Source organism: Anaerosporobacter faecicola (assembly GCF_012070565.1).
Taxonomy (GTDB): Bacteria; Bacillota; Clostridia; order Lachnospirales; family Lachnospiraceae; genus Anaerosporobacter; species Anaerosporobacter faecicola.
The window spans coordinates 129,254-149,758 of sequence record NZ_JAAQRO010000010.1 but is presented as its reverse complement, the minus strand read 5'-3'; the positions used below and the strand labels follow the sequence as shown (position 1 = coordinate 149,758).

Genomic DNA, 20,505 nt, shown 5'->3' with positions numbered 1-20,505 from the left:
AGATGACCATTAAAGAAGTTAGTGAAATGTATGGTATATCACAGGATACATTACGTTACTATGAAAGAGTGGGCATGATTCCAACGGTAGGACGAACTTCTGGAGGAATTCGTGATTATCAGAATTCAGATCTGGGTTGGGTAGAACTTGCAATCTGTATGCGTAGTGCAGGACTTCCAATAGAAGGAATGATCGAGTATGTGAAGCTATGCCAGGAAGGTGATGAAACATTTCCTGCAAGATTAAAACTATTACAGGAACAGTTAGAAGTACTACTTGAACAAAGAAAGAAAACCGAAGAGACGATCAATCGTCTTCAATATAAGATTTCCCGATACGAGGAAGCAGTAAAAACAGGAAAACTTACATGGGGGAATTCTGAGGAATAACTGAGACAAAGAGTATGTTTCAACGAATGTTGAAAAAATAACTGATGAACAATATGGGAGGTTAAGATAATGAGAAAGAATTTTGGAGTAAAACCATGGACGTATCCACAACCAGTATTCATCATTGCAACGTATGATGAGAATGGAAAACCAGATGCGATGAATGCAGCCTGGGGTGGAATCAGTGATAACAATCAGATTACAATGGATTTAAGTGCATCTCACAAGACAGTGAAGAATCTTTTGAAAACAGGAGCATTTACAGTAAGTATGGCGGATGCAGCGCATGTGGTAGCATGTGATTATGTAGGTCTTGTATCAGGGAACAATACACCAGACAAATTCGAGAAAGCAGGATTTAGTGCAAGTAAATCCGAGTTTGTTAATGCACCAATCATTGAAGAACTACCAATGGCAGTAGAGTGTAAAGTAATCAATTATGATGCAACGACCGGAAGATTAGATGGAGAAATCGTTAATGTAAGTATTGATGAATCTGTATTGACGGAAGATGGGAAAACGGATCTTTCGAAGTTTGAACCAATTGTGTTTGACCCAATTAATGCAACATATGTAAAACTAGGTGAGAAAGTAGGAAATGCATTTAAGGACGGGAACATTTTGCGGTAATCGGGAAATACTTTAAATATCAAATAAGAAGAACTTGAATGGAGGAATCAGAATGAGAAATTTTGACTATCAGACACCAACTAGATTAGTATTTGGTGAAGGTGTAGTAGAAAAATTACCAAAAATCATGCAACCTTTTGGTAAGAAGATTCTGCTTACATATGGTGGCGGAAGTATTAAGAAGATCGGTTTATATGATAAGGTAAAAGAATTACTTAAGGGATTTGAAGTCTTCGAGCTTTCTGGAATTGAACCAAATCCAAAGTATTCTACAAGTGTCGTTGAAGGCGTGAAGATCTGTAAAGACAAAGGGATAGATGTAATTCTTGCAGTAGGTGGCGGAAGTGTCCTAGACTGTTCCAAAGCAATTGCTGCAGGAGCAAAGTATGAGGGAGAGACTTGGGATTTGATCTCGTATAAAGCATTTGCTAAAGACGCATTACCAATCGTTGATATCTTAACATTAGCAGCGACGGGAAGTGAATATGATTGTGGTGGTGTTATCTCTAGAACGGAGACGAATGACAAGATTGGCTATATGGACCCACATCTTTTCCCCGTATGTTCAATCTTAGATCCAAGATATACCTTCTCGGTCTCTAAAAAGCAGACAGCAGCAGGATGTGCAGATGCGATGAATCATGTAATGGAACAATATTTCGTAGAGGATACGACGATTTTAAATGATGGATTCTGTGAGGCGGAATTCAAAAGTCTTATGTATAATACAAAAATTGCACTTGAAAATCCAGAAGACTATAGAGCAAGAGCTGAGTTGATGCTAGATTGTACCTACGGCTGCAATGGAATTCTTTCGTTAGGTAATAGTGAATCTGGATGGCCGTGTCATGCAATTGAGCATGCATTAAGTGCCTATTATGATATAACCCATGGCGAAGGACTGGCAATCATTACTCCTAGATGGATGAAGCATATCTTAAGTGAACGAACAATGGATCGTTTTGTTAAATATGGCGTCAACGTATTTGGAATAGATGCAACCTTAGAAAAACAGGAAATTGCAGAGAAAGCTATTGAAGAAACGTACAAATTCTTTGAATCAATTGGAATTCCAATGCATTTACGAGATGTAGGAATCGATGAAAGCAGAGTGGCAGAGATGGCACATCATATTGCAGTTAATGAAGGTTTAGAAAATGCCTATGTTCCACTTGATGAAGCGGCAATTGCTAAGATTATAATGGATTCACTGTAAATTTAGAAAGTCATTATAGATTGAAAAAATCTGTAGTGACTTTTTTTCTGGAATTTTTAATAATAATATTGGAAAAATATAGGCAAAGGTGCTATTATTTTTATAGCATATATTATTAGATGTGTTTTCATAAGCGGAATGAATTAGTTGGAGATGATCTAGTTTATGGAATCAAGCTGTAAAATGAAGATTGGGAGGGAAATATGGAGAACAAGTTAGAGCAAGTATTTGATCAATTTACAAAGAATAAGCAAATACACACGGCCCTATGTTGTGTAGAAAATTCGGATGGTAGTTTTTCATGGGGAAAAAATTATGGAGAGAGAACGTACCATACATCGTTCGTAATAGCAAGTATAACGAAACTCTTTACTACGGCATGTGTTTTTCGGTGTGTACAGAATAAGATTCTTACGTTAGAAGAACCTATTGTAACATATCTTGGAGAAGAACAAATGCGAGGAATACATGTCTATAAAGGTGTTGATTATTCCTCATCCCTTACAGTTTCTCATCTGTTACTGCAATCTAGTGGGTTTGCAGATGAGTTTGAGGAAACTATATCAAAACAAAAGAGATTGGAGTTATTAAAAAATGCTACGTATTCCTTTGAAGAAGAAGTTGCGAATGCGAAACTACTGAAAGCACATTTTGCTCCATGTAAAGATAAAGCTTTTTATGCCAATCTTAACTTTGATCTACTAGGTAAAATCCTAGAAAACATTACAGGAAAACCGTTAGCTACGATTTATCAAGAATACATAACAGTTCCATTAGGATTAACAAGTACCTATCTATACGAGTCGGAAGAGGAGCATATTGCTTGCGTATATTACAAGAACGAATTGATTAATCTATCCAAAGCACTAGCACATTCTTATGCAAGTGGGGGGATTGTTTCGAATGCGAGAGATATAATGGTTTTTTTGAAAGCATTCTTTCAAGGAAAATTATTTGATCCTTCCATATTAGAAAAATACAGAAATTACCGAAAACTACAATTTACAATGGGTCCAATAAATTACGGTGCTGGCTATATGCAGATTCCATTAAAAGGAACATTAACAGGATTTCGTAACAAGGGAGAATTAGTAGGACATACGGGGTCCACAGGTTGCTTTGCATTTTATTATCCAAAGAAGGACCTGTATTTTGTCGGAGATACTTGTCAAATGACAAATCCAGCGTTGCCGATACGACTATTATTGAAACTAGTTTGTTCTGTGTAAGATTATATATAGGAATGCACAACATAAGTCTCTAATAAAATGAAAGGAAAGTAAATGTTTAGCTTCTATAAACATCATACAGCAAGGATATATGATATACGAGAATCGTTTTTATGTAACAAAAGAGATGTATCGTGAATATGCACGGAAGGTTCTGAGCAGAAGTGTATACAGAATAGGTGGGATTCTTGACAGTATATGTATTTTGTTAATAATTATCGGATTGGTCTCTGGTGATACCACTCTGTTATGCTATTATGCTATAGCGTTCCTTTTAATAACAGGAATACTTATAATTACACCTCGAATGATGCTAAAGCAACTTTGGGATTATGATCGACGCATTCATATGGGGCAACGTCCAGAATGTACAGTGCTATTCGGTGAAAGAATTTCAATGACGGAAGGAAAATGTTCCGTTGAAATAGAGTATGATCAAGTGATTGCCATATATAAAATGAAAACATGTAACATTGTAATGTTTACGAAGAATAATGGGATTCTATATACCGATGAAGGGTTTGATGAAAAGAGGACTCAATTTGATGAATATATTTTACAAGCTTGCAAGAATGTCGAAAAGATCAAGTATTTATAATAACTTCCTTTATTTGAGCTTCAAAGATTTACAATGTACTTCTGTGTATGTTAGATGAAATCTACGTTTATAACATTGCTTCGAGGTGCAAATACTTCGAGAAAATGTTATAATAGGATATCGGAAGGAAAGAAGGGGATATAGGAATGGAACAAATGTCATTGTTTGACAGGGATGTTCCGCAGCCACTTGCGGCACGTCTACGTCCGCAAACATTAGAGGAGTATGTAGGACAGACACATCTATTAGGGAAAGGAAAAGTGCTTCGTCGAGTGATTGAAGGCGATATGGTATCTTCCATGGTCTTTTGGGGACCTCCTGGGGTTGGGAAAACAACACTGGCGAGGATCATTGCCAATAAAACGAAAGCAACGTTTATCGATTTTTCAGCAGTAACAAGTGGAATTAAAGAGATTCGGGCAGTTATGGAGAAGGCGGAGACCAATCGTCAATTTGGAGAGAAGACCATTGTATTTGTGGACGAGATTCATCGTTTTAATAAAGCACAACAGGATGCATTTCTACCATTTGTAGAGAAGGGGAGCATTATTCTGATTGGTGCAACTACAGAAAATCCATCTTTTGAAATCAATAGCGCCCTTTTATCCCGTTGTAAAGTATTTGTACTTCAAGCATTGCAAACGGAGGAATTAGTTGACTTATTACAGCGAGCATTAAAAGATAGACGAGGATTTGGAAACCAAGCAATTCATATTAATGAAAAATTGTTGGAAATGATAGCGGTATTTTCCAATGGCGATGCAAGAACAGCCCTTTCTACTTTAGAAATGGTTATATTGAATGGTGATTTGGATAGCGAAGGCATTATTACGGTTACGAAAGACACCTTAGAACAATGTATCTCGAAAAAATCATTGCTCTATGATAAAAAAGGAGAGGAACACTATAATCTGATTTCTGCCCTACATAAATCTATGCGTAATTCAGATCCCGATGCGGCAGTATATTGGTTAGCGAGAATGTTAGAAGCAGGAGAAGATCCGTTATATGTTGCTCGTCGTGTAATTCGATTTGCTAGTGAAGATGTTGGATTGGCAGATCCGAAAGCATTGGAGATTGCAACAGCGGCTTATCAGGCTTGTCATTTTATTGGAATGCCAGAATGCACGGTACATCTGACGGAAGCAGTTGTTTATCTATCGTTAGCACCAAAGTCCAATGCTTTGTATGTGGCTTATGAACAGGCAAAGAAGGATGCGATAAAACAGCTTGCAGAACCAGTTCCGTTAGTGATTCGGAATGCTCCAACGCAGTTAATGGAGGATCTTGCATATGGAAAAGGGTATCAATATGCGCACGATTCGCAAGAGAAGATTACCAATATGCGATGTCTACCAGATTCCCTTGCCGGAAAGGAATACTATATTCCAACCAATCAAGGAAAAGAAGCACAGTTAAAAGCCCGCCTAGAGGACATTAAGAAATGGAAGAATGATCATCGGTAAAACAGAAACAAGGGGGAGAGTAGAGAATGACAAGAATATTAACGGAAAAAATAGCACAACAAACAGATTTGCTCTTTCGTAATATGGAGATAGCTATGAAAACTTGTGACTGGGAATGCCTAATCTGTGGAGCACCAACGTGGCGCTACATTTATCACACCTTGCATTCCTGTGACAAATGGTTTTGCAACCCAAACGTATATACAGAACCTGCAATTCATGTGGAACATTTAGACCAAGTAGATATTCCATGTAGTAAAGTATTGTCGGAAGAGGAATTATGGTCGTATTTTCATTTTGTGAAAGAGAAGGTAGAAGACTATCTTGCTGTATTATCGGATCAACAGCTTAGTGAACATCCTGAGAAATGTGAATATACAGTTCTTGAGCTGATCTTAGGACAGTATCGCCATTTTATGTGTCATATTGGCATACTAAATGGAATGACCATTGCGAATACGGGACGATATCCTATGGTGCTAGGACTTGATGAGTGGAAAGCAAATACGCTTGATGGAAAACTATTTGATGAGTAAGGAGCGTTCGAACAGAAGATGAGGGAAAATGAAGACAACAAGTTGTTGATGCATCTAACGAATCTGCATACAACAGAATTGGGAATTGTAAGAATCAGACGAAATCTTGGACTTGAAGAAACAATCGATGTAGTTTCTTGGTGTAGGAAGCAGATTGAACGGGATGATGCCAATATACATAGAGAGGGAAAGAACTGGTACATACAGAGTGATGAGATACAGATTACAGTAAATGCTTATAGTTATACAATCATTACCGCACATCGTAAGAATGGAGTCAAACGAGTATGATGGAAAAACTACGAGTTGTATATCTTGTTTGGAATCATGTTGGTCCAATGGATTCGATTTATGATAGCTATACGTTACTGTATAAGACAATTATACCAGAAAGTGGCTATACGCTGAGGCAGGAGGAATTCTTACATTTTGAGCAATATGATTCTCGCTTTCGGTGGTATGATAAGAATTCGGTCATTGAATTATGGGTTCCTGTTATGTAATGACTAGATTTTTTGACTCTTGTTTCATGTTCTGGTAGAGAAGTTAAAGTTTGCAGATTTTGTTGATTGTATCCCAAGCATATAGGTAAGAGCGTTGTTAGAAGAGGATATAGAGCAATAGTTGACATAGAAATGAAAAAGATGAGGGGGAGAATTGAGATGCTTCGATTAGAAACAGATCGACTTATATTACGAAATTATGAAGAAAAAGATAGGAAAGAGGTTCATGAAACCTTCTCAAACGAGGAAGTTGCAAGATATGAAGACTTTTATCCAATGTCAATGGAAGAAGTAACGGATTTAGTGAAAGAATGGTCAGAGATGGATAATCGTCTAGTAGCAGTTTTGAAAGAAACCGGTGCATTGATTGGTAGCGTAGGTTACTGGATTGATGAGAACGGAAGATATTCCATCGATTATGATTTTAACCCAGCCTATGGGAAGAAGGGGTATGCAACTGAAGCAGCAGCTTGTTTGTTAGACTATCTATTTCGGGAAGTGCACATTCAAGAAATCTATGGAGATTGTGATGTTCGGAATACAAATTCCTATCGACTATTAGAAAGACTTGGTTTTACTCGAATTGGTCGGAATGACCAGGATTCCTATAAGGATGATTTGAACGGGGAACCAATTATTATTTGTACATATTTATATAAAAAAGACAAGAGTCAACTATTACCAACGTCACAAGTATATTGATCATAGGTATCCATGCAAAGAGGGTGGCTGGATTCATTATCGAGTATTGGAGGAGGAACAGAGAAAAGATGTAGAAAAACTACTTACGATAAAAAAAGGGGGAGATATCGAATGAATATGGAGACGAAACGGGCATACATGCAAACAAAACAGAACCATGTTCTCTAAGTAAAGGGTTCCATATGTGAAGTTTAAGTTACGAAAAGAAAACAAAAGAAAAATCATAAGAAAAAACGAGAAGAAGAGATAAAGGGGATATTGAGTATGTGTACAAGTTTTTTATTTCGAGGAAAAGATACGTTTATTGCAATGAATTATGATAACCAAGGAAAGAATCTGAAACTGGCACCTTATAGAGAGGATCGGTTTCTTGTTACCTTACATAGTTTGGGTAAAGATCGTCCGTTGTTTGGTATTCGTAACGATGGTGTTATGGTAAATCAACAGGTGGTGGATGACTGCGAAAAGGGAAAATTCCGTATGGGATTGCGTACGATGGATACTTCTACCTTTATAGGTAAGATGCTGTTGAAACCTAAGTCTGTAAAGGATATTGATCGTTACTTACAAAAGCATAGGATCGTAAATCCTCCGAAGATTAGCCTTCATGTTATGGTTGCATGTCCAAATCAAATGAGCTATATTATTGAGCCAGGAAGAGGAATCATTCCTTTTTCAGAGAAAGAACAATATGTGGTAATGAGTAATTGTCCTGTTAGTGATTTTAAGAAGAACGGGGAATGGAATGGTATGGGAGTGGATCGACAACTTAAAGCGGAAGAAGAGTTAGCAAAAGGGACGGAGGATTTTACCGTACAAGATGCATTTTCAGTATTAAAGAAGGTACACCAGACAGATGAGAGATGGGGAACGGAATTCTCTTTCGTCTATTCCTATAATGAGAATACGGTATATTATTGCTATGATCACCAGTTTGATCAGATTCACCAATATAAGATGAAGAGATGATCTATAGAGCTAGCGCATGGATTGTGTAGTTAAAAGAAATGTAGTTATAAAGAGATGCGGTTAGATGAAATGCAGTTAACGAGATGCAGATAAGTGAAATACAGATAAACGAGATGCAGATAAATGAAATATGAGTAACGAAATGTAGAAAACAAAATGTGCAAGAAGGAGAGTAGAACATGCAACAATCCTATCGAATAGCAAAAAAAGAAGATGCTAAATTACTGGTTGAACTCTATAACCAGGCATTTTATGCAGATTATATCAAATATGGGCAATGTCCTGCGTATGGTCGTAGTGTAGAACGAATGGAGGAATCCATTGCAATTGCAACAAAACACATTATTGAAATCGAAGGGAAAGCAGTTGGTGTTGTTTCCTTAGCTGATAAAGGAGAGGGTATATATTATCTTGGTTGTTTGTGTGTAATCCCTGCATATCAACACAAGGGAATTGGCACAAAAGCAATGGAATATATCCTATCTTACTATAAAGACTGGAAGGAAGTTACCTTGATTACTCCTGCGGATAAAGAAGAGAATGTAGTATTCTATACGAAGAAATGTGGATTTTCCATTCGTGAAGAAAGTTATGATGGAAATGTAAAGGTATACACATTTGTGAAAAAACGAGAAGTGTAAGTAAATTAGGAGGCACTAATGAATAAAGAAAGAAGAAGGATCATACAACAGAATGAAATATCGGAGATTCGAGAATGGAACTTAGGCGGATATCCACAAAAAGTTCTTTTGGAAGGAAGAAGGAAAGAACTTCCGATTGTTGTTTGTCTGCATGGAGGACCCGGTACACCAATCCCTTTTTCAGTAGGTTGTCGAGGATTATTTCCTGAATTTACAGATCATTATATTATGGTGTATTGGGATCAACTGGGTTGTGGTATTAATGACCATCCTATTGATGAGCATTTTACAATTACCCAGTTTGTAGATATGACGGTAGAATTAATTGAACAGATTAAGAAGATGTTCCCTCAGAATGCAGTATATCTATTCGGTGTTTCTTGGGGTTCAATCTTATGCGCAGCAGCAGTAAAACGTATACCAGAGTTGATCGATGGAGTTCTTATATATGGACAGATTCTCAGCAAATTAAATTGCAATGAGGAATGTTTCGCTACGTTACTGCAGTCCAAAGCACCAGAGAAGATAAAGAGTAAGATACGGGTATTACAAGAGAAAAAAGCATATACCGTAAACGATATAAAAGCATTGACCAAATGGGTTAAGACCTATACACAAGGATATGAGAATAAAACAGAAAAATCAGCACCAGTTGGAAAAATCATTCGGGGCTTGCTAACTAGTCCAGATTATCGATTTAAGGACTTTATGGCAATTGTAAAAAATGGGTGTATGAAAAATGAAAGTTTGATTAAAGAAATGATCACGATAGACCTGCGAAGTACGTTACAAGCAATTAGCATACCGTACATGATCATACAAGGAAAGACGGATATCGTTGCTTCGCAAGAAGCAATTGCACAGTATGTTGTGCAATTAAATCATGATAACATCACTTGCACAATCGTGGAGAATGCGGGACATTTCCCATCAGATCGTGCTATGGGTGTGGTTGTAGAACGCCTGGAGCAATTGACAAAAGGTTGTTGATTCATGTTTTGTTAGGAAAAGGAGAGACTATGTTTAGTAAAGAAAAGAAGGATAATCGATTTATAGTAAAAGATGAACAACGCATAGGGTTAGGTAGTGCGTATGTTCTGGTAGATAAGGTTACAGGGGTGAATTATCTGGTTTCGGTAGGATCAGGATATGGTGCAATTACGCCATTACTTGATGCGGAGGGAAAGGTCGTTGTTGATCCCTCTGCAAGGGAATATTTTGAATGATTGAGAAAGGATTTATATCCAATGAATAAAGAAATAGCATTTTGCGGTTTGGTATGTACGGACTGTCCAATATACATAGCTACAGCAACACAAGATGAAGAAAAGAAGGAACAGTTAGCGAGGGAATACAGTACAGAAACATGTACTTTTGAAAAAGAGGATATGGTTTGTTATGGATGCCACAGTCAGGATGAGGCAATGAAACATAGTAAGATGTGCGGTGATTGTGAAATAAGAAATTGCAAGAAGACTGCAAAGATTGATACGTGTGCTTCTTGTGAAGCATATCCATGTGCACATATTGAGCGTTTTGTTCCTGCAGATGGAGAAAACCGTAAGCGATTAGAGAAGATACGAATTGATCAATACTGGAAAATATTTTTAGAGGCAAAGAACGTAGATGCAGAAACAACCTATTTGGAGGCATTTCATTTTGAAATGACGGAATATTTGGCGAACTATCTTCTTGATCTTGTATTAAGAGGACAGAAGAAAGCTACAGCAAGTAGTTTGAAATCCTGGGAAGTAGAAGGTACAATGCCAAAAGAAGGGGATTACAGTATCGTAACAGATTGGGCTGGTAAGCCAAGATGTGTGATTCAAACGAAGAAGATCACGGTATTACCATTCAATGAGATTGACTTTGCTTTATGTAGTAAGGAAGGGGAAGATGATAGTTTAGAATCCTGGAGAGAAGGGCATCGGGCTTTTTTTACGGCAGAAGGCAAAGAAGAATTAGACTATACATTTACAGAAGATATGATGGTAGTATTCGAAGAGTTTGAGGTTGTGTATCAATAAGGAAAGCCGTGTTAATACGTTTTTCCGTTATTTGAGTGTTGCCAAATGAAAGAATTGTAACCAATATAATACTTCCCACTTGCAGTTTTAGTGAGTAGGGCTTGCTATATTCTAGCTATAATTTTATCGTGCGAAGTTTGCGTAAAATAAAAAAGTGGAATACAAGGATAATAAGTATAGAAGTATAAATGAGGTAGTGCATATGGATAATAAGGAGATTATGCGGATTGCACAAGAACAGTCTGCAATTGATATGAATTGTAGACCAGAAGATTTTCTACGAACGGATAACGTGGTAGTTCCTTCTTGTTTACAAAAAAATGCGAGAAAATATATTCAAGAAGCATTCATCTGTAATCTAGTTTCTTATGGAACGAATATTGTTGCTTCGGTAAAAGATGGGTTAGAGATACCTGTTCAGAAGTATATCGATCATTCTGAGTTTTACCATTGTTTTGAGACACCGAACATCTACAAATTAAATTCTGCTCTTCAACCATATAAAGCGAAAGTATGCTTTATGGCAGATTATTTTTTACCGGATCTGACGAAACTCAAACCGTTATCTTGCGAATATGAAATGATAGTATTGGAGAAACCTGATTTTGAACCGTTGTATGTACCACAGTGGAGCAATGCCTTATGTGAAGATCGAAAAGAACTAGACGTGTTAGGAATCGGCGCATATGACAAAGGACAGTTAGTGGGTTTTGCTGCCTGTTCAGCAGACGGTGCGAATATGTGGCAGATTGGTGTTGATGTATTGCCTGCTTATCGGCGCCAGGGTATTGCCAGTGCATTGACAAGTCGGTTGGCATTGATGATTGTTGAACGGGAAAAGGTACCGTTCTATTGTGCAGCATGGTCAAATGTAAAATCTGTTAAGAATGCGATCAAATGCGGATTTCGACCTGGTTGGGTGGAGTTGACTGCCAAAAGCGAACAGTTCATTGAAAATATGTAAAGGAGGAATTACAATGAATATCGAATGAAGAGAAGGCCACATTCCAGAATTGTCAGATTTAATGCAGCTATATACAGATGTTGGTTGGATTAATTATACGAGTGATCCGGGAAAATTGGAACGTGCCTATCAAAATTCTTTGTCAGTAATCACGGCATGGGATCAGGAAAAACTTGTTGGTGCAATTCGTGTCGTAGGAGATGGTGTAACCATTCTATATGTACAAGACCTGCTTGTTGCAACAACATATCAAGGACAAGGAATTGGGACAGAATTGTTTCAAAGAATTATGAACAAATACAAACACGTGACACAAAAAGTGTTACTAACAGATGCGGAACCTAAGACGAAAGAATTTTATACAAAAATGGGCTGGTCAATGAGCGATACCTATCAATGTGTCTCTTATGTGAATTTTTCATGTTAACAGTCAATACGCAGTATTACTATTTTGCAAAAATATAGTAGTAATGGACGAATCGAATTCGTATTAGAAAGAGGGGAAAATGGATGCTTGAAAGAATTGCAACTGCGATGGGTAGAAATGATGAAATTCCCAATATAGAATTGGCTATATTTTTATGTGATACAGAGGATGAAATGGGGATTGCAGAAATCGTCTCTGGTTTAGACCAGAAAGATAAACGAGTGGCGAATGACTGCATGAAAGTCTTGTATGAGATTGGCGATCGAAAACCAGAATTAATTGCACCGTATTGTAATCGTTTTATTGAATTGGTATCATCAAAGAATAATCGACTTGTTTGGGGAGCAATGACAGCCTTGTCTTGCATTATTGAATTAAAAAGTGAAATAATCTTTCGTAATATTGGACGGCTCTTACAAGCATATCAAACTGGAAGCGTGATTACAGTGGATAATGCGGTTACTGTCTTCGCAAAGTTATGTAAGGAACGTGAAGAATACGCAAAAGTTCTATTCCCTAGATTATTAGAACATATTAAAACATGTAGACCAAAGGAGATCGCGCAACATACGGAACGAATAGCAATCTGTATAACGGGAGAAAACAGGGATGTTTTTTTAGAAGCATTGGATAGTAGGAAGAAAGACTTAACACCAGCACAGAATAAACGGGTGGAAAAAGTCATAAAGAATTTATGTAAATAATGCAAACTATACAGAATTTGCAATAGTACATAATGTAACGATAATATGTAGTTATAAAGAGAGAGGAGAAAAACAATGGCAGTTTGGAATCCTTGGCGTGGGTGCCATCGGTATAGTGAAGGTTGCAAGTATTGTTATATTCATAAAGGGGATGCCAAAAGAGGGGTGGATACGAACCAGATTGTTCGGGCAGAGAATTTTGATGCACCCATTCAGAAAAAGAAAAATGGGGAGTATAAGATGAAATCTGGACAGCTTGTGTTCCTTTGCTTTACATCGGATTTCCTTGTGGAAGAAGCGGATGAATGGCGAAAGGAATGCTTTGCAATCATGAAGGAACGTTCCGATCTACATTTTCTATTCCTTACCAAGCGAATTGAACGATTTGAAGCTTGTATGCCGGACGATTGGGGAGACGGATATGACAATGTAACGGTTTCCTGTACGATTGAAAACCAAGAAAGAGCTGATTTTCGATTACCAATTTTCTCGAAATTACCCATAAAGCATAAGAACATCGTATGCCAACCAATGCTAGAGAGAATAAATATTGAGCAGTATTTGGATGATGTGGAATGTGTTGTGGTAGGTGGAGAATCCGACCGTAATGCGCGTGTACTCGATTATGATTGGGTACTTGATATTCGGGAGCAATGTAAGCGGAAACAGACGCATTTTGATTTCCGTCAGTGTGGAACACATTTTCGGAAAGATGGAACAGAGTATACCATTGCAACAAGGTATCTTTGTAGTCAGGCAAGAAAAGCAGAAATTAACTTCTAAATATTATTAAGGTTGCCCGACAATGCTCAATTACTATATGTAAAAAAAACTGGACAAATCAAAAGGATAATCGTATAATGCAAGTAAACACTTGCATATGGAGAGCACAAAAATGGATGAACTTTCAATAAAGATTCAAAATGCAACGATGGAATTGATCATGGAGAAAGGGTATGCGTTTGCTACGACGAAGGAAATTGCCAAGTTGGCTGGTGTGAATGAATGTACGATCTTCCGCAAATTCGGTGAGAAGAAAGAAATTGTTTTACAGGCAATGCAGCAGAAGGAGTGGCATCCTGACCTGGAGCCGGAGGACTTTATGGATTGTCAGTGGGATTTGGAGAAGGATTTGCATACGTTTTCTAAGATTTATATGAGCAAGGTTACAAGCCGTTTTGTCCGATTGTCCATTGGGTTGCGAACACCTGAATTAGCAGAGTATACAGCAGCAGGAATCATGAATATTCCCAAAACCTTTAAAGAAGGTGTGAAACAATACTTTGATGAGATGATTCGCAAAGGATACATGGATCAAGAGAAGGATACAGAGGCTTTGGCAATGACATTTTTATCAATGAACTTTGGGTTTGTATTTCTAAAAGCATCGTTTGAAGATCGATTATCATTGTTGACGCAGGAAGAGTATAGGAGAGTAAGTATTGCAGCTTTTGTTAATGGCATCAAAAAATAGATGCCATTTTTTATTCACCATATGCAAGTGTATACTTGCATAAATAAAAGGAGGAATACAATGTATTATTTTATTGCTACAATTCAGGAAAAAACGAAGAACATAGAGTATGAAGAGTACATCCGTCTGGCAAAACCAATCGTGGAGTCTTATGGTGGGACCTATCTGGTTCGAACGGAGGAGGTTACATATCTGGGAGAATATTGGAAACCAAATCGTGTGATCGTTATTGCATTTTCTAGCGAAGAATTGATTAAGAATTGGCTTTCTTCAAAAGAATATACAGCGATTATGGAAAAACGGAAAGGTACGGTAGGCGGAGATGCGATTATTGTAGGAGGTATGAATTATGAAGGTTAGCGAACATGTGCATCAATTGAAAATAGAGTTTCAGGTGACGGAAGAAATCAAGCGCTTTGTCTATATCTATCTGATCTTTGGTAAGAAAGGAGTCTACCTGATCGATACAGGAGTTGACGGGGCTGAACAACTTATTCGAGAATATCTTGAACAATACGGTAGATCTCTTCCAATGATCAAAGAAATCTTCTTAACGCATGCGCACCCAGATCATCTAGGAGCAGCTTATGAACTGAAGAAAGAAAGCGGCTGTAAGGTATGGGGAAGTAAGGAGGAACAAAAGTGGATGGAGGATGTCAATTTGGAATATAAGGAGCGCCCAATTCCAAATTATTATACCTTATTGAACAAATCCGTAAAGTTAGATGGTACCTATGTGAATGGAGAGTTTCGAAAACTGGAAGAGGGGATTACGTTGCAGGTACTTGCAACGCCGGGGCATTCGGCTGGGTCAACATCCTTTTATTTTCTTGAAGAACAAGTTATATTCGTAGGGGATGCCATTCCGATTGTAGGGGACATCCCAATCTATACCAGCTTTCATGATAGCATGAAATCGCTACGTACAATCAAGAACATCAAACCTGTTACATGGTATTGTCCTGCTTGGGGAGAGGTATGGTCTGTGGAAGAAGGGGGGATACGAATAGCACAAGCGGAAACGTTCTTACAAAAGATTGATGATACGGTGAAAAAAGTGAGAAAAGAAAGAATAAAAGAAGCGAGAATAGAAGCAAGAAAGGAACAGGAAAATCAAAGGGAGATCGAACGTCAATTGGTAAACGAGAATACAACGGAGAAGGGAGATAACAATATAGCAAATAAAAAGATTATACTGGAAGTTTGTAAACGTATGAATATGGAAAAATTTTTGATGAATCCCTTATTTAGAAGATCTCTATGTGCAAATATTGACAATATTTAGTTGCTCATGTATGATGTAACCGTGTTAAGACAAAGATTTAAGTTATTTTTTATCGCAGGCAACATCATATGCTAGATATGGATTGGAGAAATCACTAGCATTAATTTAGATCAATCCATAAGAGCATACGTACAAGTGAAAAGCAAAGTTAGATATGTTCGTAGAAAAAGATGAAATTATATCAGGAGTACATAAAAAAGAGGGAGATTATGAAACGAAGAAAATGGAGTATTCTTTTTCTTGCTTTACTAGTAACCGTTCTGGTTGGGTGTAGTGATAATAGAGCAAAAGAAAAGGAAACAAAGCATGTGGAAATTAGTAGTGATGAAACGAATACAGAAACAAATATAGAGACAAATACAGAAACGAATACTGCAGAAGTGAATACAGAATCTATGGAAGAGGTACAAGAAGTGCAATCTGTCACACCAACGACAAAAGAAGATGAAAAAACAGAACCAACATATGTGGAAGTGGATTATTCGTCCTATTTTGAAGGGGTTAATGGATGTGCGGTGATTTATGACACAGAGAAGAATCAGGAATATCAGGTGTACAACAAGGATATGTGTATGACGCGGGTATCTCCTTTTTCGACATTTAAGATCATATCCACATTAATTGGGCTGAATAATACTATTTTAAACAACGTAGAATCTACTATGGGATATGACGGAACAAAATATCCAGTCAAACAGTGGAATGCTGATCTTTCCTTAAAAGAAGCATTTCAATCTTCTTGCGTTTGGTATTTTAAAAAGGTCATCGATCAAGCTGGGCAGGATATCGTAGAAAAAGAAGTTAAGAACTTAGGTTATGGAAACTGTGACTGTACGGAATGGGCTGGTAGTGGAATCAATCCGATGGAGGATACCAATGGATTCTGGCTGGCATCTTCTCTTAAGATATCGCCACTTGAACAAGTTGATGTCTTACGTGCTATAGTGGAAGGAAAAACCATCTATTCCAAGGAGGATGTTACGATTTTAAAAGAGATTATGGAGACGACAATGTCCAATGGGGATATAATCTATGGTAAAACAGGACATGGCTTGAGTGGAGAAAATTGGTTTGTAGGCTTTGCCAATAAGGACAACAGATTGATTTACTTCGCGGTATATGTTGCAGATGATCTATTAAAGAATGAAACGAAAAACCGTGCAAAGGGTATTGCGGAGAAATTAATGATAGAAGTGAGCAACAAATTATGATATGATAAACACGTACGATTTTTTGTAGTTAGACGGACTGCAAAAGAACCATACAGAATTCAAAAGAATAGGGTGTGTACATATGTATCATTTTGTAATTAATGCTCATGCTAAATCAAGACTTGGACATGGGATATGGAAGAATATTGAACAATTCTTAGAAAAAAAGGAATTTACTTATAAAAAATATTTCACAAGAGAAGCTGGTCATGCAACGAAGGTAGCTAGGCAGATTACCAGTGGAACGGATGAAGATATAACGATTGTTGTATTAGGTGGTGATGGCACACTGAATGAAGTGCTGAATGGAATCCGAGATGTAGAGCAGGTCACACTTGGGTATATTCCCATCGGTTCAAGTAACGATTTTGCCAGAGGAATGGGAATACAGAAATCCTATCGTATGCAGATTGAGAAGATCCTGCAGCCAACGAATTTCATTGACTTAGATTATGGAGTGGCGACATTTGGCGAAAAACAAAAACGATTCTTTGTAAGTTCGGGAATGGGATTTGATGCAGCCGTATGTCATGAAGTCAATCATTCGAAGTTAAAGAAATTGTTGAATCGTATTAATTTCGGTAAATTGACTTATGGGTTGATTGCTGTGAAACAGTTAATGGGAATACCATACATTGATGGGACAATTCTGTTAGATGATACAAAACGCATCCATTATAATAAGATTTTCTTTTCAGCTGTACATGTTCAGAAGTTTGAAGGGGGAGGATTTATGTTTTGTCCGAAAGCAGATCCAAAAGATGGTTATCTTGATCTTTGTGTTGCAGAGAACATTGCTAGATGGAAAGCGTTATGTATCCTCCCATTTGCGAAAAAGGGAAAGCATGTACATTTCTCAGAAATTCATACGTATCGATGCAAAAAAGCAGTATTTGAAATGAATAAGAGACAATATGTGCATGTGGATGGAGAAACGAAAGCACATGGTAAGTACAATAAAGTAACCTTCGAAACATCTCCAAAGAAAATTCGATTTATTGCTGGATAAATGAAATTTTATAAAGTACTTGCTTTTACCATGGAATAATGTTACAATGTTATTGTTATTGAAAGTATGAACTATTAAAAGAGTGGGCGGCAGTCCACTCTTTCATTTTGTGTTTTACAAAAAACCTTAATGCTTAACAGATTACTTATCGATGGAACGGTTATAATAACTCGTGAAAGATAGGCTGACTGTTTGTTATTACAGACGTAAACTTCGCACTTAAATGTTTTGAACGCGTATGTGGTTTCTATGTACGAAGTTTGTGTTACAGATTATTGAAAAGAGGGATTATAATGGCGAAAAGAGAAGAATATGAAGCAATGACCGAAAAACTTCTAGAACCAATTATGGAAGCGAATCATTTTGAATTGGTTGATGTAGAGTACGTGAAAGAAGCAGGTAGCTGGTACTTACGTGCTTACATTGATAAAGAAGGTGGAATAACAATTGATGATTGTGAATTAGTAAGTAGAGCATTAAGCGATTTACTAGATGAAAAGGATTTCATATCTGATGCATATATCCTTGAAGTTAGTTCACCAGGTTTAGGAAGACAATTAAAGAAAGATAAAGATTTCAAACGAAGCATTGGTGAAGAAGTAGAGATCAAATTATATAAAGCAATTGATAAAAAGAAAGAATTTGCTGGTGTATTAACGGCATTTGATCAAGATACCTTAACAATTGAAACAGAAGATGAGAACACAATGAATTTCAATCGTTCCGACATTGCAATGGTACGATTGGCACTAGATTTTTAATCGTGATAAAACGAATTTAGTTTAGAAAGTGGAGGAAAACAATGAACTCAGAATTAATTGATGCTTTAAATCAAATTGAAAAGGAAAAAGATATTAGTAAAGAAATCTTACTAGAAGCGATGGAAAATTCTTTAGTAGCTGCATGTAAGAACCATTTTGGAAAAGCAGACAATATCCGTGTTAACATTGACAGAGAAACAGGTGAAGTTACTGTTTATGCAGAAAAAGAGATCGTAGAAGAAGTAACAGACAAGGTTACACAGATCAGTGAAGCAGAAGCAATTCTTCGTTACCCTAAGAACAGCGTAGGAGATATCGTTCATGTAGAAGTTACGCCAAAGAATTTTGGACGTATTGCGGCACAGAAAGCAAAACAAGTTGTTGTTCAAAAAATTCGTGAAGAAGAAAGAAAAGTACTTTTCAACCAATACTATGGTAAGGAAAAAGACATCGTTACGGGTATTGTACAACGTTATGTAGGTAATAATGTTAGTATCAATTTAGGAAAAGTAGATGCAGTACTTACAGAGAATGAACAAGTGAAAGGAGAACGTTTCAAACCAACAGATCGTATCAAATTATATGTATTAGAAGTAAAAGATACAACAAAGGGACCTAGAATCTCTGTATCTAGAACGCATCCAGAGTTGGTAAAGAGACTGTTCGAAGCAGAAGTAACAGAAGTAAAAGATGGTACAGTAGAGATTAAGAGTATCTCTAGAGAAGCTGGATCAAGAACAAAGATGGCTGTTTACTCAAACGACGAAAATGTTGATCCAGTAGGTGCATGTGTTGGTTTAAATGGTGCAAGAGTAAATGCAATCGTGAATGAACTTCGCGGAGAAAAAATCGATATCATTAACTGGAGTGACGATCCAGCTGTATTAATTGAGAATGCATTAAGTCCAGCAAAAGTTGTTTCTGTTGATGTTGATGTAGAAGAAAAGACAGCAAATGTTGTTGTACCAGATTATCAATTGTCTCTTGCAATCGGTAAAGAAGGTCAGAATGCTAGATTAGCTGCTCGTTTAACAGGATATAAGATTGACATCAAGAGTGAATCGCAAGTAAATGGAAACAGCGAAGCAAGTGAGTCTTTTGAAGAGGAATAAATAATACGGAATACACTTAGGAAGTGATTGAATGAAAGTTAAGAAAGTACCGCAAAGACAATGTGTCGGTTGTGGGGAAATGAAATCAAAAAAAGAAATGCTTCGTGTAATTAAAACGCCCGAAGATGAAATCGTTATCGATGCGACTGGGAAGAAGAATGGTCGTGGTGCATATCTATGCAACTGTATGGACTGTTTTTCAAAGGCCGTAAAAAGCAAAGGCTTAGAGCGTTCTTTAAAAGTTAGCATTCCAAAAGAAGTATATGAACAATTAGAAAAGGAGTTGATTGATCTTGGAACAAATTAATACCGATGTTCAATGTGATCAAAAGACGAAGAACAAAGTCTTATCCTATATTGGAATAGCAACCAAAGCAGGTAAAGTCGCAAGTGGAGAATTCTCTACGGAGAAAGCTGTAAAAGAACATAAAGCTGAACTGGTTATAGTAGCCACAGACGCATCAGATAATACCAAAAAAATGTTTACCAATATGTGTACTTACTATGAAGTGCCTATTTACTTTTTTGGTGAAAAATCAGAGCTAGGTCATGCAATGGGTAAAGAGATGAGAGCTTCTTTAGCAGTGCTTGATAAGGGCTTGGCTGATGCAACACAGAAACAACTTAAAAATGTAGTGGAATAGCGGAGGTA

At 37.1% G+C, this 20,505-nt stretch carries 28 protein-coding genes; all 28 read left to right on the top strand.

Annotated elements, in window-relative coordinates; translation table 11 throughout:
• Positions 1-2 precede the first annotated feature (2 nt).
• The 28 genes from HBB17_RS07075 (at position 3) to HBB17_RS06940 (ending at position 20,497) form a co-directional block, all read left to right on the top strand.
• Entirely contained in the window at positions 3-389 is a 387-nt protein-coding gene (locus HBB17_RS07075; RefSeq protein WP_167956779.1) for a MerR family transcriptional regulator, read from the top strand.
• A gap of 69 nt (positions 390-458) precedes the next feature.
• Complete coding sequence (locus HBB17_RS07070; protein WP_167956778.1) at positions 459-1,019, top strand: flavin reductase family protein; 561 nt, start codon at positions 459-461, stop codon at positions 1,017-1,019.
• A 52-nt stretch (positions 1,020-1,071) separates the two neighbouring features.
• Positions 1,072-2,235 carry an iron-containing alcohol dehydrogenase gene (locus HBB17_RS07065; protein WP_167956777.1) on the top strand — a complete coding sequence of 388 codons (1,164 nt, stop codon included), beginning with the start codon at positions 1,072-1,074 and terminating at the stop codon, positions 2,233-2,235.
• Positions 2,236-2,438: 203 nt separating this feature from the next.
• Positions 2,439-3,464, top strand: coding sequence for a serine hydrolase domain-containing protein (locus HBB17_RS07060; protein WP_167956776.1), 1,026 nt, complete (start codon positions 2,439-2,441; stop codon positions 3,462-3,464).
• A 91-nt stretch (positions 3,465-3,555) separates the two neighbouring features.
• Positions 3,556-4,062: a hypothetical protein gene (locus HBB17_RS07055; RefSeq protein WP_167956775.1), complete on the top strand. Its 507-nt coding sequence runs from the start codon at positions 3,556-3,558 to the stop codon at positions 4,060-4,062.
• A 146-nt stretch (positions 4,063-4,208) separates the two neighbouring features.
• The gene (locus tag HBB17_RS07050; RefSeq protein ID WP_167956774.1) at positions 4,209-5,528 is read left to right on the top strand and encodes a replication-associated recombination protein A; all 1,320 of its coding nucleotides are present in this window, start codon (positions 4,209-4,211) and stop codon (positions 5,526-5,528) included.
• A gap of 26 nt (positions 5,529-5,554) precedes the next feature.
• Positions 5,555-6,064 carry a hypothetical protein gene (locus tag HBB17_RS07045; protein ID WP_167956773.1) on the top strand — a complete coding sequence of 170 codons (510 nt, stop codon included), beginning with the start codon at positions 5,555-5,557 and terminating at the stop codon, positions 6,062-6,064.
• 18 nt (positions 6,065-6,082) lie between these two features.
• Positions 6,083-6,355 (top strand): DUF3781 domain-containing protein, encoded by a 273-nt coding sequence (locus tag HBB17_RS07040; protein WP_167956772.1) that lies wholly within the window; start codon positions 6,083-6,085, stop codon positions 6,353-6,355.
• Entirely contained in the window at positions 6,352-6,567 is a 216-nt protein-coding gene (locus tag HBB17_RS07035; RefSeq protein WP_167956771.1) for a GyrI-like domain-containing protein, read from the top strand. The genes HBB17_RS07040 and HBB17_RS07035 overlap by 4 nt, the downstream gene beginning before the upstream one ends.
• A 132-nt stretch (positions 6,568-6,699) precedes the next feature.
• Positions 6,700-7,269 carry a GNAT family N-acetyltransferase gene (locus tag HBB17_RS07030; protein WP_167956770.1) on the top strand — a complete coding sequence of 190 codons (570 nt, stop codon included), beginning with the start codon at positions 6,700-6,702 and terminating at the stop codon, positions 7,267-7,269.
• Between the two features lie 264 nt (positions 7,270-7,533).
• Complete coding sequence (locus HBB17_RS07025) at positions 7,534-8,238, top strand: hypothetical protein (RefSeq protein WP_167956769.1); 705 nt, start codon at positions 7,534-7,536, stop codon at positions 8,236-8,238.
• Positions 8,239-8,417: 179 nt separating this feature from the next.
• Positions 8,418-8,879: a GNAT family N-acetyltransferase gene (locus tag HBB17_RS07020; RefSeq protein ID WP_167956768.1), complete on the top strand. Its 462-nt coding sequence runs from the start codon at positions 8,418-8,420 to the stop codon at positions 8,877-8,879.
• Between the two features lie 18 nt (positions 8,880-8,897).
• Positions 8,898-9,869, top strand: coding sequence for an alpha/beta fold hydrolase (locus HBB17_RS07015; protein WP_167956767.1), 972 nt, complete (start codon positions 8,898-8,900; stop codon positions 9,867-9,869).
• A 29-nt stretch (positions 9,870-9,898) separates the two neighbouring features.
• The gene (locus HBB17_RS07010; RefSeq protein WP_167956766.1) at positions 9,899-10,105 is read left to right on the top strand and encodes a DUF6440 family protein; all 207 of its coding nucleotides are present in this window, start codon (positions 9,899-9,901) and stop codon (positions 10,103-10,105) included.
• Positions 10,106-10,126: 21 nt separating this feature from the next.
• Positions 10,127-10,906 carry an ASCH domain-containing protein gene (locus HBB17_RS07005; protein ID WP_167956765.1) on the top strand — a complete coding sequence of 260 codons (780 nt, stop codon included), beginning with the start codon at positions 10,127-10,129 and terminating at the stop codon, positions 10,904-10,906.
• Positions 10,907-11,108: 202 nt separating this feature from the next.
• Positions 11,109-11,870, top strand: a complete 762-nt coding sequence (locus HBB17_RS07000) for a GNAT family N-acetyltransferase (protein WP_167956764.1) — start codon at positions 11,109-11,111, stop codon at positions 11,868-11,870.
• Positions 11,871-11,931: 61 nt separating this feature from the next.
• A complete protein-coding gene (locus HBB17_RS06995) occupies positions 11,932-12,297 on the top strand; it encodes a GNAT family N-acetyltransferase (protein ID WP_167956763.1) in 366 nt (121 codons plus the stop codon).
• Positions 12,298-12,380: 83 nt separating this feature from the next.
• Entirely contained in the window at positions 12,381-13,001 is a 621-nt protein-coding gene (locus tag HBB17_RS06990; protein WP_167956762.1) for a hypothetical protein, read from the top strand.
• A 75-nt stretch (positions 13,002-13,076) separates the two neighbouring features.
• Positions 13,077-13,784, top strand: a complete 708-nt coding sequence (locus tag HBB17_RS06985; RefSeq protein WP_167956761.1) for a DUF5131 family protein — start codon at positions 13,077-13,079, stop codon at positions 13,782-13,784.
• A 112-nt stretch (positions 13,785-13,896) separates the two neighbouring features.
• On the top strand, positions 13,897-14,475 hold the full coding sequence (locus HBB17_RS06980) for a TetR/AcrR family transcriptional regulator (RefSeq protein ID WP_167956809.1): 579 nt from the start codon (positions 13,897-13,899) through the stop codon (positions 14,473-14,475).
• Between the two features lie 60 nt (positions 14,476-14,535).
• Positions 14,536-14,835 (top strand): DUF1330 domain-containing protein, encoded by a 300-nt coding sequence (locus tag HBB17_RS06975; protein WP_167956760.1) that lies wholly within the window; start codon positions 14,536-14,538, stop codon positions 14,833-14,835.
• Positions 14,825-15,760 (top strand): MBL fold metallo-hydrolase, encoded by a 936-nt coding sequence (locus tag HBB17_RS06970; protein WP_167956759.1) that lies wholly within the window; start codon positions 14,825-14,827, stop codon positions 15,758-15,760. The genes HBB17_RS06975 and HBB17_RS06970 overlap by 11 nt, the downstream gene beginning before the upstream one ends.
• A gap of 209 nt (positions 15,761-15,969) precedes the next feature.
• A complete protein-coding gene (locus HBB17_RS06965) occupies positions 15,970-16,971 on the top strand; it encodes a class D beta-lactamase (protein WP_167956758.1) in 1,002 nt (333 codons plus the stop codon).
• Between the two features lie 82 nt (positions 16,972-17,053).
• Positions 17,054-17,980, top strand: coding sequence for a diacylglycerol/lipid kinase family protein (locus HBB17_RS06960; RefSeq protein ID WP_167956757.1), 927 nt, complete (start codon positions 17,054-17,056; stop codon positions 17,978-17,980).
• A 293-nt stretch (positions 17,981-18,273) separates the two neighbouring features.
• Positions 18,274-18,741, top strand: a complete 468-nt coding sequence (gene rimP / locus HBB17_RS06955) for a ribosome maturation factor RimP (RefSeq protein ID WP_167956756.1) — start codon at positions 18,274-18,276, stop codon at positions 18,739-18,741.
• 41 nt (positions 18,742-18,782) lie between these two features.
• Entirely contained in the window at positions 18,783-19,853 is a 1,071-nt protein-coding gene (gene nusA / locus HBB17_RS06950; protein ID WP_167956755.1) for a transcription termination factor NusA, read from the top strand.
• A gap of 31 nt (positions 19,854-19,884) precedes the next feature.
• A complete protein-coding gene (rnpM, locus tag HBB17_RS06945) occupies positions 19,885-20,160 on the top strand; it encodes an RNase P modulator RnpM (RefSeq protein ID WP_167956754.1) in 276 nt (91 codons plus the stop codon).
• Positions 20,147-20,497, top strand: a complete 351-nt coding sequence (locus tag HBB17_RS06940) for a L7Ae/L30e/S12e/Gadd45 family ribosomal protein (protein ID WP_330588175.1) — start codon at positions 20,147-20,149, stop codon at positions 20,495-20,497. Before rnpM ends, HBB17_RS06940 begins: the two co-directional genes overlap by 14 nt.
• Positions 20,498-20,505: the final 8 nt, after the last annotated feature.

What these genes read in the sequence shown, in the direction of transcription:
- HBB17_RS07075 (WP_167956779.1), top strand. Translation starts at nt 3, where the DNA reads ATGACCATTAAAGAAGTTAGTGAAATGTATGGTATATCACAGGATACA.
- HBB17_RS07070 (WP_167956778.1), top strand. Translation starts at nt 459, where the DNA reads ATGAGAAAGAATTTTGGAGTAAAACCATGGACGTATCCACAACCAGTA.
- HBB17_RS07065 (WP_167956777.1), top strand. Translation starts at nt 1,072, where the DNA reads ATGAGAAATTTTGACTATCAGACACCAACTAGATTAGTATTTGGTGAA.
- HBB17_RS07060 (WP_167956776.1), top strand. Translation starts at nt 2,439, where the DNA reads ATGGAGAACAAGTTAGAGCAAGTATTTGATCAATTTACAAAGAATAAG.
- HBB17_RS07055 (WP_167956775.1), top strand. Translation starts at nt 3,556, where the DNA reads ATGATATACGAGAATCGTTTTTATGTAACAAAAGAGATGTATCGTGAA.
- HBB17_RS07050 (WP_167956774.1), top strand. Translation starts at nt 4,209, where the DNA reads ATGGAACAAATGTCATTGTTTGACAGGGATGTTCCGCAGCCACTTGCG.
- HBB17_RS07045 (WP_167956773.1), top strand. Translation starts at nt 5,555, where the DNA reads ATGACAAGAATATTAACGGAAAAAATAGCACAACAAACAGATTTGCTC.
- HBB17_RS07040 (WP_167956772.1), top strand. Translation starts at nt 6,083, where the DNA reads ATGAGGGAAAATGAAGACAACAAGTTGTTGATGCATCTAACGAATCTG.
- HBB17_RS07035 (WP_167956771.1), top strand. Translation starts at nt 6,352, where the DNA reads ATGATGGAAAAACTACGAGTTGTATATCTTGTTTGGAATCATGTTGGT.
- HBB17_RS07030 (WP_167956770.1), top strand. Translation starts at nt 6,700, where the DNA reads ATGAAAAAGATGAGGGGGAGAATTGAGATGCTTCGATTAGAAACAGAT.
- HBB17_RS07025 (WP_167956769.1), top strand. Translation starts at nt 7,534, where the DNA reads ATGTGTACAAGTTTTTTATTTCGAGGAAAAGATACGTTTATTGCAATG.
- HBB17_RS07020 (WP_167956768.1), top strand. Translation starts at nt 8,418, where the DNA reads ATGCAACAATCCTATCGAATAGCAAAAAAAGAAGATGCTAAATTACTG.
- HBB17_RS07015 (WP_167956767.1), top strand. Translation starts at nt 8,898, where the DNA reads ATGAATAAAGAAAGAAGAAGGATCATACAACAGAATGAAATATCGGAG.
- HBB17_RS07010 (WP_167956766.1), top strand. Translation starts at nt 9,899, where the DNA reads ATGTTTAGTAAAGAAAAGAAGGATAATCGATTTATAGTAAAAGATGAA.
- HBB17_RS07005 (WP_167956765.1), top strand. Translation starts at nt 10,127, where the DNA reads ATGAATAAAGAAATAGCATTTTGCGGTTTGGTATGTACGGACTGTCCA.
- HBB17_RS07000 (WP_167956764.1), top strand. Translation starts at nt 11,109, where the DNA reads ATGGATAATAAGGAGATTATGCGGATTGCACAAGAACAGTCTGCAATT.
- HBB17_RS06995 (WP_167956763.1), top strand. Translation starts at nt 11,932, where the DNA reads ATGCAGCTATATACAGATGTTGGTTGGATTAATTATACGAGTGATCCG.
- HBB17_RS06990 (WP_167956762.1), top strand. Translation starts at nt 12,381, where the DNA reads ATGCTTGAAAGAATTGCAACTGCGATGGGTAGAAATGATGAAATTCCC.
- HBB17_RS06985 (WP_167956761.1), top strand. Translation starts at nt 13,077, where the DNA reads ATGGCAGTTTGGAATCCTTGGCGTGGGTGCCATCGGTATAGTGAAGGT.
- HBB17_RS06980 (WP_167956809.1), top strand. Translation starts at nt 13,897, where the DNA reads ATGGATGAACTTTCAATAAAGATTCAAAATGCAACGATGGAATTGATC.
- HBB17_RS06975 (WP_167956760.1), top strand. Translation starts at nt 14,536, where the DNA reads ATGTATTATTTTATTGCTACAATTCAGGAAAAAACGAAGAACATAGAG.
- HBB17_RS06970 (WP_167956759.1), top strand. Translation starts at nt 14,825, where the DNA reads ATGAAGGTTAGCGAACATGTGCATCAATTGAAAATAGAGTTTCAGGTG.
- HBB17_RS06965 (WP_167956758.1), top strand. Translation starts at nt 15,970, where the DNA reads ATGAAACGAAGAAAATGGAGTATTCTTTTTCTTGCTTTACTAGTAACC.
- HBB17_RS06960 (WP_167956757.1), top strand. Translation starts at nt 17,054, where the DNA reads ATGTATCATTTTGTAATTAATGCTCATGCTAAATCAAGACTTGGACAT.
- rimP (WP_167956756.1), top strand. Translation starts at nt 18,274, where the DNA reads ATGGCGAAAAGAGAAGAATATGAAGCAATGACCGAAAAACTTCTAGAA.
- nusA (WP_167956755.1), top strand. Translation starts at nt 18,783, where the DNA reads ATGAACTCAGAATTAATTGATGCTTTAAATCAAATTGAAAAGGAAAAA.
- rnpM (WP_167956754.1), top strand. Translation starts at nt 19,885, where the DNA reads ATGAAAGTTAAGAAAGTACCGCAAAGACAATGTGTCGGTTGTGGGGAA.